This window comes from Kribbella sp. NPDC051620 (genome assembly GCF_044453825.1).
Classification (GTDB): Bacteria; Actinomycetota; Actinomycetes; order Propionibacteriales; family Kribbellaceae; genus Kribbella.
Genome location: NZ_JBITDB010000007.1, coordinates 33762 through 47900 on the forward strand (window position 1 = coordinate 33762; position 14139 = coordinate 47900).

Here is a 14139-nt window from a genome sequence, read left to right on the forward strand (position 1 = left end):
CAACTGCGCATTTCGTTCATATCGTTCGCGACCGAATCCCTCGGCAAGGCACGCGGCATGCCAGTTGGGGCAGTGGTGTGGAGAATGGCGCGTATGAGAGACCGTCCGTGGGAGCTGCGCCGCCAGGTGTTCTGGCTGCAGACGGCCACGGTCTCGGTGATGATCGTGCTGGTCTGGATCGTGCTGCTCGCCCACTCCCGGACCCAGGCCGATCGGGACGCCGCCGCGGCCGGGATCACGCCAACCGGTTGGGGTGACCTGATCCAGCTGGAGCTGCGCTCGATGCTCGGCGTCGCCAGCCTGCTGCTCGGGGTGGCGGTGGCCGGCAACGCGCTGGTCAGCTGGCGGGTCCGGCACACCACCCGTGGGATCGGGACGCAGGCGCTGGCCTGGATGCTCGACTTCTACGAGGGTGTACTCCGGGCAGCGCGCGAAGGCCTGATCCTGATCGACTCGCACGGCCAGGTCCAGCTGGTCAACGACGAGGCGCGCCGATTGCTCGGCCTGCGCAACGTCTCACCCGGTACGACGGTCGACGACCTTCACCTGCCGGCGACGCTCTCGAGTCTCTTGCGCGCCGGCCGGACGGCGTACGACGAACTGCACCTCGGCGCGCTCGGCGTCGTCGTGGTCAACCAGCAACCCGCCCGCTCCGGCCGCATCGTCACGCTGCGGGATCACACCCAACTGCAAGCCCTGCTTGGCGAACTGGACGCGGTACGCAGCCTGGCCGAATCGCTGCAGGCGCAGAATCACGAGGCATCGAACCGCTTGCACACCGTCGTCAGCCTGATCGAGATCGGCCGGCCCGAACGCGCGCGGGAGTTCGCCGTCTCCGAACTGCAGCTGGCCCAGGCGATGACCGATCGCGTCGTCGGCACGGTCGGCGATCCGGTGCTCGCGTCGCTGCTGCTCGCCAAACTCGCGCAGGCGCAGGAACGCGGCGTGCTGCTCACGCTCGAGCTCGGCTCCGAAGCGCTGCACACGAGGCTGCCCGCCCAGGACATCGTCACCGTGGTCGGCAACCTGCTCGACAACGCGGTCGAGGCAGCGCGCGGCGGTACCGCGCCACGGCGGGTCGAGCTGAAAGCATCGACGAGCGCTGAGTACATCGACCTCGCGGTGACGAACACCGGCGCCGAGCTGGGGGCGACCGAGTTGGCGCGGATGTTCGACCGGGGCTGGACGACGAAGGCCGAGCCGGGTCATGGGTTGGGGCTGGTGCTGGTCCGCAGTACCGTCGAGCGCTGGCAGGGGACGTTGATGGTCGACCCGGATTCCGAGCTGGACGACGTACCGGCGTTGACCGTCCGGGTGCGGTTGCCGCGGGCGGTGAGTGCTAGTGCCTGATCTGCGGGTGCTTGTGGTTGAAGACGACCCGGTCGCGGCCGAGGCGCATCGGGTGTACGTCGATCGGCTGCCGGGGTTCGTCTGCATCGGTCTCGCCGGTACTGCGGCCCGCGCCCTGCACGTGTTGAGCCAGGAGCAGGTCGATCTCGTGCTGCTCGACATGAACCTGCCGGACGGGCACGGGCTGGACGTCGTACGGCGAATGCGTGCTGCTGGCAACCAAACTGACGTGGTCGCGGTGACGGCTGCTCGCGAGGTGGCCGCCGTACAGGCCGCTGCTCGGATCGGTGTCGTGCAGTATGTGCTGAAGCCGTTTGCCTTTGAAACGTTGAGGGATCGGCTCACCGCCTACGCGCGGCAACGGCGCGCGGCGGAGTCCGGCCAGGTGGTCGCGGATCAGGACGAGGTCGACCGGTTGTTGCATCCGGCAACCAGTTCGTCGGTACCCAAGGGCTTGGCGGGCTCCGTACTGGACCGCGTGGTGACGCTGCTCGGCGACCGAGAGGGCTGGACCGCCGAGGAGGTCGCATCCTCGATCGGTACGTCCCGGATCACGGCCCGGCGCTACCTGGAACACCTGGCCGACCAGGGCCAGGCGTTGCGGACCCAACGCTACGACGGGCGCAGCGGACGGCCGAAGGTCGAGTACTCCTGGGTGTCGGAGAGCTAGACCCGGACGAGCGTGGCCCAGAGGTGGGGCTGGAGGGGGAGGCCTTCGGCGGCCATGTCATAGGCCCAGAGGAGCTCGCCCTTGACCAGGCCGTAGAGGCGGTGGCCGGCGTTGACCTCTTTGGCCGTGACGGTGCGGGCGATCACGTCGGTGCGCATCTCGATCTTGGCGCCGTCGATCTCGCCGTACCAGACCTCGGCGAAGCCGGTCGGGTGGGCCATCACGACCTCGAGCTTGCCGTCCGGCTTCGGCCGCCAGAACCCGGTCTCCATCGCCAGCGGACGCTCGCGCTTGCCGTCCTCGCCGACCACGAAGGTCTGGCTGACGTAGTGCAGGAACGGCTTGCCGTTGTGGCTGAAGTCGATCTGCTGGCCGAACTCGAACTTCTCGATCGTCGGGTAGTCACCGTGACCGCGGCCCTCCCACCGGCCGAGCAGCCAGGCGAGCGGCATCAGGTCGGGGTGCAGGTCCTGCGGGATCTCGAACGCCACCGGTCCGCCTCAGTTCGCCGCGTGGCCGCGGTACAGCCGGTAGACGACGAACGCCGAGAACCAGCCCATGAACACGGTGACGAGCACCAGCAGGGTCGTGAAGATGACGTGTAGCACGTTTGTCAGTCTAGGGGATGGCGACGGCGGTCTGAGCTACGGTGGCGTGATGTCCCGCACGCTGGTGATCAAGCTGACCGCAGGCGCCGATGAACCGGAGCGCGCCAACCAAGCCCTGACAGTCGCCGCCACCGCTGTGGCCTCTGGCGCCCAAGTCTCCCTCTGGCTCACCGGAGAGGCTGTCTGGTTCGCCGTCCCCGGCCGCGCCGAGGCCTTCGAGCTGCCCCACGCAGCCCCCGCCGCCGACCTCCTGGCCGCCGTCCTAGCCGGCGGTCAACTGACGGTCTGCACCCAATGCGCCAAACGCCGCAACCTCACCGAGCCCGACCTGCTCCCCAACACCCGCATAGCCGGCGCTCCCGCCTTCACCGAAGAAATCCTCACCGAAAACACCCAAGCAATCGTCTACTAGCCCCGTACACCGCTTCTGGGTTGGGTGACTACTCGCCCACGCCTGGGCCGTCTCGGCGGCTGCCCTTGTCGGCTCGGAGTTCGGCTGCGCGGGCACCCGGGTTCTTACCGCCTGCGCCAACCTCGACGGGCTCGCCGGTGCGTGGCCGGGTCGCCGCGGCGGCCTCGGCCTGCCCACCCTGGAGTCCTCGCAACTTGTCCATCTCGTCCTGCGACATCCCCGGCCGCTGACCGTTCTGCTCGCCTTGACCGTTCGGGCCGTTCTCCGACCGCGCCTGCTCCAAGGTGGTCTCGACGTAGTCCGGCCCGCGCTGCTCGTTCTGCGCCTCCTGATCGGCCGCCGCAGCCTGATCTCCCCCAGTCTTCAGCCCCGGCTGAGGCCCAGCCTCCCCCGGTTGAACCTGCTCTTCCCGCCGCTCCCGCTCACCCCCGTCCTGCTCCACCCCACCCGGCGCAGTCCTGTCCTGCTCTACCGCACCCGGCTCAGTGCCGTCCTGCTCGAGCCCGTCCCGCTCTGCCCGCTCCTGGTCCAACCCGTCCTGCTCCTGCTGAACCTGCTGCGCGTCTTCTCCGATGACCGCCGGCGCCGCCCCATCCTCATCCAGGAGCCGATCGTCCTGCTCCTGCTGGACCTGCTGGGCGTCCTCACCGATCACCGCCGGCGCAGCGCCGTCCTCGTCCAGGAGCCGATCGTCCTGCTCCTGCTGGGCCTGCTGGGCGTCCTCGCCGATCACCGCGGGCGCGGCACCGTCCTCATCCAGCAGACGGTCGTCCTGCGAGGCCTCGGGCTCCGCGAGCCGGTCGGAACGCTCGGCCTCGGTCTCGCCGATCACCTCCGGCGCGGCACCGTCCTGGTCGACGTACTGCGAATCCGTCGACTGCTCCTGAGAATCCGTCGCCTGTTGCCGGTCGGCCGCCTCGGCCTCCGTCTCGCCGATCACCTCCGGCGCGGCACCGTCCCCGTCGAGCAGCTGGTCCTGTTCCTGGTCCTCGACCTGCTGGTCCTCGCTCTGTTGCTCCTCGACCCGCCGCTCCTCGACCTCGTCCAGGATCTCGTCCGCCGCGACAGCGGTCGCTCCAGCGGCGGCAGCGGCCGGTACGACGTCGCCACCGCGAGCCTCCTCGGATTCGCGCTGCTCGGTCGCGCGCTCCTGCTCCTGCTGCCGACGTGCCTCCGCATCGCGCGCTTCCTGCTGCGCTTGCCGCTGCTCGACCGCGTCGACCTCACCGTTGCCGTCCCGGTCGACGACGTTGCGCTCGAAGTCCTCCGCCTCCCGCCGCCGGTCCTCAGGATCGTCGAGCCCATTGCCGTCGAGGTCGCGGTCGACCTCACGCTGGATGTCGTCCGGCGTCAAGTTCGGGTCGTTGTCCATCCGGTCGCGCTGGTCCTGCTGCCAGCGCGCCTCAGCCTCGACCCGCTGGGTGCGCTCCGCGTCGGACAGCCCGTCGAGCGCACTCGCGTACTCCGGGTTGTGCCGTCGCTCGTTCTGCATGTCCTCGACCAGGGAGCGGTACTCCTGCTCCCGCAACGCCTCGAGCAACTGCGCCTGCTGCCGCGCCCGCGCCTGCTGCATCCGCTGAGACATGCTGGGACTACGCTTGCGGAGATGCTTGGCCGCGATCTTCCGGAACACCTGGTAGACATCCCGGAGCATGTCTTCTTCGATCGACGCCATCAGGCCACCTCGCTCGCATAGACGGAGTACCCGAAGCCGGCGCTGGTTCCTGCCGGGTCGGCCTGGGGTTGGGTCGCGTACAGGTGCATCTCGGCGCCGGGCCGCAACCAGACTGCCAGATGACGGCGCCGGCCGCGCCATTCCAGCGGTATCCGCGGATCGGTGCCCGGTCCGACGAAGACCGGTTGACCCCAGTGCCGCCGGGCCAGCTCGAGCTGGTCGGGCCACCGGTCGTCGAGGCCGTCCTCAGCCTCGCCGACCTCATCAGGACCGATCTCGTACGCCGACCAGCCACTGCGCGGGCTGTCCGGGAGTACCGCGTCCGGCAGCACCAGCATCACGGTCCGGCGCGGAGTGACGAGGCCCCAGGTGTAGCGGTTCGGGTCGATGTTGCCGGGAGCCCAGGGACGCCAGCCGGTAGCGGCGGAGACGCGCGACACCAGCGTGCGGATCGCGTCCAGCCCGGTCTCGGGCGGGCCCCAGACGCGCTTCCAGTCGGACACCTCCGCAAGATCGGCCAGAGCGCGCTCGTCATCGTCCGACGACCGCTGCTGCGTCCTCACCTGTCCCGCTCCCTTCACTCGAACCTGCTCAGCCTAGAGCGAAGGGGTGGCATCTCGCTCGGATGCAAGCCCCAGCCTGTGGACAGCGGGTGTTGTAGGCGAGCCGTAAGCGGCGGTACGGCGTACGGAACGGGCGTTCGCGAGCAGTAAGCGGAGGCGGGCGCTGGGTGGGCGAATTCTGCGTTCTGATGAGAAGCATGAAGTTGCCGCAGTTGCCGCAGCCGCCGACCGAGGAGTCGTTCTCGTCGCCGTTGCATCATCCCCGCGTGGCCGTCGTGCTCGGGCGCTGGCTCGGGGTGGCGATCACGATCTGCTTCCTGACCGGCCTGTTCAGCCATTTCCAGCAGGCGACGCCGGGCTGGCTCGTGATCCCCAGCCGGCCGGCCTCCCTGTACCGCGTGACGCAGGGCCTGCACGTGCTGAGCGGGATCGTCTCGGTCCCGCTGCTGCTGGCGAAACTCTGGACGGTCTATCCGAAGCTGTTCGCCAAGCTCCCCTGGCCGCCGAGCCGCAAGGCCATCGGCACCGTGCTCGAACGCGGTTCGATCCTCGTGCTGGTGTCGGCGGTGGCGCTGGAGCTGTTCATCGGCTTCCTCAACACGCTGCAGTGGTACCCGTGGCCGTTCCCCTTCAAGGAAACGCACTACGCCCTCGCCTGGATCATCATCGGCGCGCTGCTCGTCCACCTCGCGGTCAAGCTGCCCCTCATCATCGCCAACTGGCGCCGCACCCCCGCCGACCGTACGCCGGTACCGCACGACCCCGCCCGCACGCCGGTACCGAACCAGCCCGACTCGTTGCCGCCGGCAATCACCGGGCTGAGTCGTCGCGGTCTCTTCCGCACCGTCGCCGGCGCCGCCTCCCTCGTCGGCATCGCGTCGATCGGCCAATCCGTACCGGCGTTCGGCCCGATCGCCGTACTGGCTCCGCGCAAACCCAACATCGGCCCCCAAGGCCTCCCCGTCAACCGAACCGCCGAGGCCGCCGGCGTACTCCCCGTCGACGCCACCTGGCGCTTCACCGTCAAAGGCCCGACCCAACTCTCCTACTCCCTGGACGAACTCCGCGCTCTCCCCCAAAGCCACTCAGCCCTCCCGATCGCCTGCGTGGAAGGCTGGAGCCAAGGCGCCCACTGGGAAGGCATCCGCATCCAGGACCTCCTCAAACTCTGCGGCGCCCCACCCGGCTCCCACCTCCGAGTCGTCTCGATGGAAAAGGGCGGCTTCTACGCCACCAGCCAGCTGCCTTCACAGTTCGCCGAAGACCCCTTGACCCTGCTCGCGCTCCGCCTCAACGGAACCAACCTGGACCTGGACCACGGCTACCCGGCCCGCATCATCGCCCCCAACCGCCCCGGCGTCCTGCAAACCAAATGGGTCCACCACCTGGAGGTACTCACATGACCCGCTGGATCAGAGCAGGTATGGGCGCTCTGGGCGTCGGCTTCGGGCTGTGGGGGTTGCGGCTCCTGCTGCAGGCCGTCAGCGTCGATGCTTTGATCCGGCTGCCGTTGTGGCTGGGTGGAGCTGTGGTGACTGACGACTTCATCCTGGTGCCGTTGACGGTCGGCGCCGGGTGGTTGCTGACCCGGTGGTCGATGGGGCCTGGGCGGCATCGGGTTGTGGGGGTTGTGCGGGCGATGTTGCTGTATGTCGGCGTGACGACGGTGGTGGCGATTCCCTTGTTGATCAGGCAAGGGAAAGGGGTCAATCCGACGGTGTTGCCGCGGGACTACTTCAGGGACTGGTTGTTGCTGGAGGCCACGATTGTGGTCGTCGGTGTGGTGATCGCCGTGATTCAGGGACGGCGCTTGATGTTCAAGAGGACGCGCGCCTCGTCGGGGGACAGCGGCGGGCGCTGAGCCAGCGCGGCGATGGTGGCGGCGCGCTCGACCAGTTCGGCGTTGTGGGTGACCGGTTGCCCCTTGGCCAACGTGAGGGTGTCCTCCATGCCGACCCGCAGGTGGCCGCCCATCGACAGCGCGGCCAGCGCGACCGGCAGCGTCGTACGGCCGACGCCCGTGGCCGACCAGGACGTGACGCCCGCGGGGAGACCGTTGACTGCGGCAACCAGTGCGTTCGTAGTACCGGGCATGCCACCCGGGACGCCCATCACCAGGTCACAGTGCACCTTGCCGCCATAGGGCAGCCCGTACTTGTCCAGCAGCCGCCCCAGCGCCGCCACGTGTCCGAGGTCGAACAGCTCGAACTCCGGTACCACCTCCCGCTCCTGCGTGAGCTGGTACAGCTCCGTGACGAACGGCCACGGGTTCATGAACACGTCGTCACCGAAGTTGACTGTGCCCATCGTCAGCGAACACGAGTCCGGCGCCGCGTCCAGCACCCGCAGCCGGTGCTCGAACGGGTCCGTCACGGCACCACCGGTTGACAGCTGGACGATCAGCGCGGTGTTCTCCCGCACCGCGCTCACCGTCTCGGTCAGCCGCCCGAGGTCCAGCGTCGGCCGGTGCTCCCCGTCGCGGATGTGAATGTGGATCATCGCGGCCCCCGCCGCCTCACACCGCTTAGCCGTCTCAACCAGCTCTTCGAGCGTCGTGGGCAGCGCCGGACAGTCCGCCTTAGCGGTCTCGGCGCCAGTGGGAGCAACGGTGATCAACGTCGACGTCATGAACGAATCGTGCCAGATCAGCACTCAAAACGGGACATTTGGCGGCGGACGGGCTCGATTACCGGACGATCTCCGGCACGGCAGGATGGGACCATGAGAGCAGTAGTGCAGCGGGTCAGTCAGGCATCGGTCAGCGTTGAGGGTGAGGTGGTCGGCGCGATCGGCCAACCCGGATTGCTGGTCCTGCTCGGCGTCACCCACGACGACACCCCCGAGAAGGCCGCCGCGCTGGCCGCGAAGATCTGGACCCTGCGGATCCTGCACGACGAGCGCTCCTGCGCCGACGAGCAGGCGCCGATGCTCGCCATCAGCCAGTTCACCCTGTACGCCGACACCCGCAAGGGGCGCCGCCCGTCGTGGAGCGCCGCGGCACCCGGTCCCGTCTCGGAACCCCTGTACGACTCGTTCTGCGCCGCCCTGGAAGCGCTCGGCGCCAAGGTGGAGCGCGGCCGCTTCGGCGCCGACATGCAGGTCTGTCTGGTCAACGACGGCCCGGTCACCCTCATCCTCGACGCCTGACGCAGGTGCCTGGCCCCGACCCCGGTACCGGACCTCGACGCCTGATCCCGGACAGACAGAACCCCCGGCCGGATCTCGAGGATCCGGACCCGGGGGTCCTGGAGCTACCTGGCTGAATCGGTGAGGTTCGGCTCAGCGAGGTGGTGGTGTGGTGGCTGGATCAGCCGATCACACCGGCGGCCGAGTGGCCGAGGACAACCTTGGTGTTCAAGCTGTAGACGTCGATCACCAGGGCGTTGACGGACACGTACCGGCTCTGACGCACGACCTGGTTGAAGGTCAGCTTGGCGACACCGGGGATGTCCAGTACTGCATTCGGGCCGGTCGCGACCTGGTAGGTCTTGTTGCCGACCTGGATCGAGGCGACGCTCGAGGAGGAGTGGATGCCGACCTTGCCGTCCTTGGTCTTCCAGGCGGAAGCCGACGACTCGATCGCACCGACCCGCAGGCTGCCGACCCGCACGCCCGCGATGTGCGAGGTGAAGTTGACGGCCGACTTCTCGGTACCCATGTAGCCGTTCTTCGTGGTGTAGATCGCGCCCACGGAGGCGACCTTCGGGATCTCGATACCGGCGATCGAGTTCTTGATCGTCTTTCCTTCCGTGCCCTGGCAGGTGGCCTGGTAGGAGGTCTTGCCCGACGTGACCAGCTTGTCGACCTGGACGGTCGAGCCGTACGCGTCACCCGTCACCATGGCCGTGGCCGGCTTGGTGATCTCGGCGCGGGTCTTCAGGACCGCGACGTCGACACCCTCGGGGATGTACTTGTTCTTCACGTTCGCGTGCAGCACGACGGCCTGCGCGTACGAGTAGATGCCGGCGCTGGTCTTCACGCCGCCCACGCGGTTCAGCACGACGTAGCCCAGGCCCGGGACGGCGACCTTGAAGTTCGGGCTCGGCTTCAGCAGCGACGGAACCACGACGCCACCGATCTTCACCGCGGCGAAGGTGGTGTTGCCGGTGTAGGACAGCTGGCCGTTCTTGTAGACCGACGTGGTGGTGGTCTTGGCGCCGACCAGGTGCAGCAGGTTGCCGACCTTGATGTCGGCGGCGGTCGCGTTGCTGGTCACACCGTTGCCGTGCGCGTCGTTGAACGCGTGCGTGTCGGTGGTGACGGTCTGCGCGATCGCCTGGTTGTTGATGTTCGCGGTGGCGAGATCGTTGCGGTCCTTCGCGCTCGAGTCCGTGGTGCAGCTGAACTGCGCGACGACGTTCGGGCCGTGCTGGACGATGCCGGCCTCGATGCCGGTGCCGAACGAGTAACCGCTGTAGCCAAACACCGGCGCGGCGGACGCCGAACCCGAGGTCAGCGCGATCGTCGAAGCTACGCCGACAACCGCCGCAACTCCGACGGCAGCGAGCTTCTTGTATCCGATGCGGGGTCTCATGACCCCTCCTCCCTGAGTGATGACGTGACCCTAGTGAGCGGGCCAGGACACAGACACAACTCAGCCGGTTGCGGTAGGTAACGAGATGTTCCCTCTCCGAGATCAAACCGTTACCTGATCCATCACCCTGTGAGAATCGAGATCTTGCGCGTAACCCCGGGCCGTGACATCGAAGTCATCGAAAGTCCCTGATATTGCAGCTAGTTGCAGGCCTGTACCGCAGCCAGGAAGCACCGCCGTTGCTAGCGTCCCAAGGATCCGACAACGGCAACGAGGGGGAACCATGTTGCGAAGAAACGTACTGGTGGGGCTGGCCGCACTCGGCCTCGTAACGGCGCTGGCCACACCGGCGATGGCGGCCTCACAACGGCTGCGCTGGCGGTTCGACAGCGCGAGCGCGGTGGTCACGACAGTGGTGGACGACAGCAGCCATGGCCATGTCGGCACGGTGGCGACGTCGAACGGCGGTCAGATCACCACGGTGACACCGGGCCGGGACGGCATCGGACAGGCCGTGAAGTTCCCGGCGATGTGCACGACGGCACCCTGCCCAGAGGCAATGATCACCAGTCCGGGCTCCACGGCCACGGACCTCGATCCGGGGACGGCGGTCTTCAGCTACGGCGTGTGGACCAAGGTCTCATTGTCCGAGCTGTCGGACACCGCGGGCTCGAATCTGTTCCAGAAGGGTCTGTGGAACACGTCCCAGTGGAAAGTGCAGATCGACCCGCCGCACACCGGCTATCCGAAGGGCGCGCCGAGCTGTGTCGTGGTGGAGCCGGGTGGCGTGAACGCCAAGGTCGCCTACTCCACCGTGACAGTTGCCGATGGCAACTGGCACAAGATCACCTGCCAGCGCACCAGCACCGAGATCCAGATCTACGTCGACACCACCAAGACCGGTTTCAAGGACCTCGGCTCGTCGGCCTACGTGGTCAACCCGGCCGGGCAGCAGGTGACACTCGGCGCCAAGAGCGTGGGCAGCAACAACGATCAGTACCACGGCATCATGGACGACGTGTTCTACAACGACTATCTGGCCTACCCGTAGCGAGGCGAGCCGAAGGGCCCGTCGCGCAAGCTAACGGGCCCTTCGGGGTCAGCAAAATAGCAGGTCAGACGGCTACGGCCACCTCGGCCACCTCGCCGTACTGGGCTACCACCTGGCGGTCTACCGGGTCGGCCTTGGGGGCCAGGGTGCGCAGCGTCCAGGTGCCGGGGGCCGCGAAGAAGCGGAAGTGCCCGGTGGCTGAGGTCGGTACCTCGGCCGTGAACTCACCAGTGGAGTCGAGCAGCCGCACGTAGGCGCCGCCGACCGGCTCCTCGCCGCGCAGTACCTGGCCCTGGATCACGGCTTCCTTGTCGACGTCGACGCCCTTGAGGTCGAGGCCGCCCTTCGTTGCTCCGCACATGTCAGGCCTTCCCTGGCTCGTCGCCGAGAGCGACCGGTACGCCGACCAGCGAACCCCACTCGGTCCACGAACCGTCGTAGTTCTTCACGTTCTCCTGGCCGAGGATCTCGTGCAGCACGAACCAGCTGTGCGCCGAGCGCTCGCCGATCCGGCAGTACGCGATCGTGTCCTTGCCGAAGTCCACGCCGGCGTCGGCGTACAGGGTCTTCAGCTCCTCGTCGACGCGGAAGGTGCCGTCGTCGTTGGCGGTCTTGCTCCACGGGATGCTGACGGCGGTCGGGATGTGCCCGGCCCGCTGGGCCTGCTCCTGCGGCAGGTGCGCCGGGGCGAGCAGCCGGCCGGCGTACTCGTCGGGGCTGCGCACGTCGACCAGGTTCTTGACGCCGATGGCGTCCTTGACCTCGTCGCGGAAGGCGCGGATCTCGAGGTTCGGCTCCTTGGCCTGGTACTCGGTGGTCTCGCGCTTGACGACCTCGTCGGTCAGCTCGCGGCTGTCCAGCTCCCAGCGCTTGCGGCCGCCGTCGAGCAGGCGGACGTCCTCGTGGCCGTACAGCTTGAAGTACCAGTACGCGTAGGCAGCGAACCAGTTGTTGTTGCCGCCGTAGAGCACCACGGTGTCGTCGTTCTTCACGCCCCGCTCGGACAGCAGCGCGGAGAACTGCTCCTGGTTGACGAAGTCACGCCGGACCTGGTCCTGGAGGTCGTCCTTCCAGTCCAGCTTGATCGCACCGGCGATGTGGCCGGCGTCGTACGCCGATACGTCTTCGTCGACCTCGATGAGGACCACGTTGGCGTCGTTCTTGTGCTCCTCGACCCAGTCGGCCGAGACAAGAGCGGATTCCCTGCTCATGGATGCTGCTCCTAAGAAGTAGTAGCGGTGGATGGCGTACGAATGCGGTGGATCAGCAGATAGGCCTCGCAGCCGAGGCAGAGCCCGACGGCGGCGTTCACGAACGCGGCGACCAGGGCGAACCCGGTGGCGACCACGCCCAGCACCTCGACGCCGGCGAAGTAGCCGATCAGGCCGAGGACGGCGAAGACCAGCCCGACCAGTTGCGCGAACCGCGGCGGCGCCGCGTCCTCCAGTTCCTTGGGTGGGCCCAGCCTGGGCCGGACCAGCCGCTTGAACAGCTGCCCGTACGGCGATGCCTGGACGCCGAAGACGACCGAGATCGCGAACACGACCGCCTGGACCGCGAGTGGCCAGGGGTTGTTCAGGATCAGGGTCAGTGCCAGCACGACGGTGGTCAGCGCCGCGGCGAACCGTAGTCCGCGCGGGTCGACCTGGGGCTGTTGTGCCGCCGGAGTGGACATGACGACTCCCGGAGAAGGAGGTGGTTCGAGCCGGACCCGCCCGGGGCTGCGGGAGGCGACGTACTGGGAACCGTGCTCAGCTACCGGTTCCGGAGCGCTCGGGACGCCGCCTGGTCAGTGGGTACGACACAGGGACGAGCGCATGCGGCAGTTGTCCACTGCCCTGCGCTTGGTCAGCCATGTCGTGTACTCCACGGTCCGAGAGTACGGAAACCATCAGTGACCACCAGCAATGGTCCCACTCAGTGAGACAACTGATCACATGCTGGTCGGACTCACCGGCGCTGCTGCGGCCCGACCACGACGTTGGTATCGGCGATCTTGTCGTGCAGCGCCTGCTTCTTGTCGTCCCAGAGCGGGAAGAGCACGTCGACCAGGCTCAGGCAGCCGCAGATGAAGCCGAACACGCTGGTACTGGCCCAGCGCTTGAGCACGGTCGACCCGGTCGGCGGGCCGGGGACCGCGCGCAGCCGCACGCTCAGCCCCAGCGCCTTCTTGCCAGGCGTCGCGCCCGTGCGGGTCAGGAAGAAGTAGGAGTAGGCGAGCTCGACCAGCAGGCCGAGGATCGAGGCCGGGATGACCCACTGGTAGATCTCCACCGGCAGCTCGAAGGTCGGCGTCGTTCCCGCGGCAGGCGTGGCGAACAGGTCGCTGTCGTTGATCGCCTGGATGTACCGGTAGTAGAAGTAGCCGGTGAACGGCAGGCCGATCACGAACACGATGATCGAGTCGATGATCCGCGCCGCCACCCGCTTCCACCAGCCGGCGAGTTCCTGGCCGTCCGGCGTCGACGGCACCCGCGGCCCGTAGCCGAACCCCTGCTGGGGATGGCCCTGCGGCCCGTACCCCTGCCGGCCCATCCCCGGCTGCCCGAGCCCCGGCCCGAATCCCTGCTGGCCAGGCTCGTCCTGCACCGGTTGGCCGAACTGGCCCTGGTACGGCGGCGGGCCCTCGCGGGGCCGGCGGTAGTCCGTCCAGAACCCGCCGTCCCAGTACCTCTGCTGGGTCGGGTCCTGCGGATCGTCGTACCAGCCGGCCGGGAAGCTCATCGCCAAAGCATCACTTACCGCTGGGCCAAGCCGCCAATTGGGGCTAACGCTCGGCCGGGCTGGTGGCGTCGACGGCTGTGCCCAGGGCGGCGATCACGTCGGCCTTGCGGGGCTGGCCGCTGGCGCGGGTGACGATCGCGCCGGTCGCGTCGAGCACCAGCACGGTCGGCGTCCGCATGATGTCGAGCCGGCGGACCAGCTCGAGGTGCGACTCCGCATCCAGCTCGATGTGCTTCACGCCGGGGACCATCGCCTCGACCTCGACGAGCGTCCGCCGGGTGGCCCGGCACGGCGCGCAGAACGCGGACGAGAACTGGAGCATGGTGGCCCGCTCGCCGAGCCCGGTCCCGAGGTCCGCGGCCGAGATCCGGCCGGCTGCCGCTGTCGCGTCGTCCACTGCTTCCTTCTCACCGGCCGCGCCGGCTGCCCGCACCGCGCGGGTGCCACGGAACCGGCCGTCGAACCGGGACTTCAGCACGCTCAGTACGACGCCGAGGGCGACGGCACTGACCAGCACGATGATCCCGGGGCTCATGACAATCCAGACTACGT

General features: G+C 68.1%; 17 protein-coding genes. 7 read left to right on the forward strand and 10 right to left on the reverse strand.

Annotated elements, in window-relative coordinates:
• Window positions 1-93 precede the first annotated feature (93 nt).
• Together ACIA12_RS33340 and ACIA12_RS33345 are read left to right on the forward strand one after the other, a co-directional pair.
• Window positions 94-1350 carry a sensor histidine kinase gene (locus ACIA12_RS33340; RefSeq protein ID WP_396371211.1) on the forward strand — a complete coding sequence of 419 codons (1257 nt, stop codon included), beginning with the start codon at window positions 94-96 and terminating at the stop codon, window positions 1348-1350.
• A complete protein-coding gene (locus tag ACIA12_RS33345) occupies window positions 1343-2020 on the forward strand; it encodes a response regulator (RefSeq protein ID WP_396371212.1) in 678 nt (225 codons plus the stop codon). The genes ACIA12_RS33340 and ACIA12_RS33345 overlap by 8 nt, the downstream gene beginning before the upstream one ends.
• On the opposite strand, the gene ACIA12_RS33350 is transcribed toward ACIA12_RS33345, so the two are convergent.
• Window positions 2017-2511, reverse strand: coding sequence for an FABP family protein (locus tag ACIA12_RS33350; RefSeq protein ID WP_343969824.1), 495 nt, complete (start codon window positions 2509-2511; stop codon window positions 2017-2019). The genes ACIA12_RS33345 and ACIA12_RS33350 overlap by 4 nt on opposite strands.
• A gap of 166 nt (window positions 2512-2677) precedes the next feature.
• Between ACIA12_RS33350 and ACIA12_RS33355 the strand changes: the two genes are divergently transcribed.
• On the forward strand, window positions 2678-3040 hold the full coding sequence (locus tag ACIA12_RS33355; RefSeq protein WP_396371213.1) for a DsrE family protein: 363 nt from the start codon (window positions 2678-2680) through the stop codon (window positions 3038-3040).
• A gap of 28 nt (window positions 3041-3068) precedes the next feature.
• Here ACIA12_RS33355 and ACIA12_RS33360 read toward each other — a convergent pair whose 3' ends face one another.
• Both ACIA12_RS33360 and ACIA12_RS33365 read right to left on the reverse strand, forming a co-directional pair.
• On the reverse strand, window positions 3069-4715 hold the full coding sequence (locus ACIA12_RS33360) for a hypothetical protein (RefSeq protein ID WP_396371214.1): 1647 nt from the start codon (window positions 4713-4715) through the stop codon (window positions 3069-3071).
• The gene (locus ACIA12_RS33365) at window positions 4715-5278 is read right to left on the reverse strand and encodes a hypothetical protein (protein WP_396371215.1); all 564 of its coding nucleotides are present in this window, start codon (window positions 5276-5278) and stop codon (window positions 4715-4717) included. The genes ACIA12_RS33360 and ACIA12_RS33365 overlap by 1 nt, the downstream gene beginning before the upstream one ends.
• A gap of 197 nt (window positions 5279-5475) precedes the next feature.
• Here ACIA12_RS33365 and ACIA12_RS33370 point away from each other — a divergent pair, with 197 nt between their 5' ends.
• Together ACIA12_RS33370 and ACIA12_RS33375 are read left to right on the forward strand one after the other, a co-directional pair.
• Window positions 5476-6681: a molybdopterin-dependent oxidoreductase gene (locus ACIA12_RS33370; RefSeq protein WP_396371217.1), complete on the forward strand. Its 1206-nt coding sequence runs from the start codon at window positions 5476-5478 to the stop codon at window positions 6679-6681.
• Entirely contained in the window at window positions 6678-7139 is a 462-nt protein-coding gene (locus ACIA12_RS33375) for a hypothetical protein (RefSeq protein WP_396371218.1), read from the forward strand. Before ACIA12_RS33370 ends, ACIA12_RS33375 begins: the two co-directional genes overlap by 4 nt.
• On the opposite strand, the gene ACIA12_RS33380 is transcribed toward ACIA12_RS33375, so the two are convergent.
• Window positions 7076-7906 carry a 3-keto-5-aminohexanoate cleavage protein gene (locus ACIA12_RS33380; protein WP_396371219.1) on the reverse strand — a complete coding sequence of 277 codons (831 nt, stop codon included), beginning with the start codon at window positions 7904-7906 and terminating at the stop codon, window positions 7076-7078. The two genes, ACIA12_RS33375 and ACIA12_RS33380, sit on opposite strands and share 64 nt — an antisense overlap.
• 93 nt (window positions 7907-7999) lie before the next feature.
• On the opposite strand from ACIA12_RS33380, the gene dtd reads away from it, so the two are divergent.
• Window positions 8000-8425, forward strand: a complete 426-nt coding sequence (dtd, locus tag ACIA12_RS33385) for a D-aminoacyl-tRNA deacylase (protein WP_396371221.1) — start codon at window positions 8000-8002, stop codon at window positions 8423-8425.
• Between the two features lie 160 nt (window positions 8426-8585).
• Here the strand turns inward: dtd and ACIA12_RS33390 are convergent, their stop codons facing one another.
• Window positions 8586-9812, reverse strand: coding sequence for a choice-of-anchor P family protein (locus tag ACIA12_RS33390; protein WP_396371222.1), 1227 nt, complete (start codon window positions 9810-9812; stop codon window positions 8586-8588).
• 283 nt (window positions 9813-10095) lie between these two features.
• Here ACIA12_RS33390 and ACIA12_RS33395 point away from each other — a divergent pair, with 283 nt between their 5' ends.
• Entirely contained in the window at window positions 10096-10863 is a 768-nt protein-coding gene (locus ACIA12_RS33395) for a LamG-like jellyroll fold domain-containing protein (RefSeq protein ID WP_396371224.1), read from the forward strand.
• Between the two features lie 64 nt (window positions 10864-10927).
• On the opposite strand, the gene ACIA12_RS33400 is transcribed toward ACIA12_RS33395, so the two are convergent.
• The 5 genes from ACIA12_RS33400 to ACIA12_RS33420 form a co-directional block, all read right to left on the reverse strand.
• Entirely contained in the window at window positions 10928-11224 is a 297-nt protein-coding gene (locus tag ACIA12_RS33400) for a DUF1416 domain-containing protein (RefSeq protein ID WP_396371225.1), read from the reverse strand.
• Window position 11225: 1 nt separating this feature from the next.
• Complete coding sequence (locus ACIA12_RS33405) at window positions 11226-12074, reverse strand: sulfurtransferase (RefSeq protein WP_396371226.1); 849 nt, start codon at window positions 12072-12074, stop codon at window positions 11226-11228.
• Window positions 12075-12085: 11 nt separating this feature from the next.
• A complete protein-coding gene (locus ACIA12_RS33410; RefSeq protein ID WP_396371227.1) occupies window positions 12086-12538 on the reverse strand; it encodes a DUF4395 domain-containing protein in 453 nt (150 codons plus the stop codon).
• A gap of 275 nt (window positions 12539-12813) precedes the next feature.
• Complete coding sequence (locus ACIA12_RS33415; protein ID WP_396371228.1) at window positions 12814-13587, reverse strand: RDD family protein; 774 nt, start codon at window positions 13585-13587, stop codon at window positions 12814-12816.
• 43 nt (window positions 13588-13630) lie between these two features.
• Window positions 13631-14122 carry a TlpA family protein disulfide reductase gene (locus ACIA12_RS33420; RefSeq protein WP_396371229.1) on the reverse strand — a complete coding sequence of 164 codons (492 nt, stop codon included), beginning with the start codon at window positions 14120-14122 and terminating at the stop codon, window positions 13631-13633.
• Window positions 14123-14139: the final 17 nt, after the last annotated feature.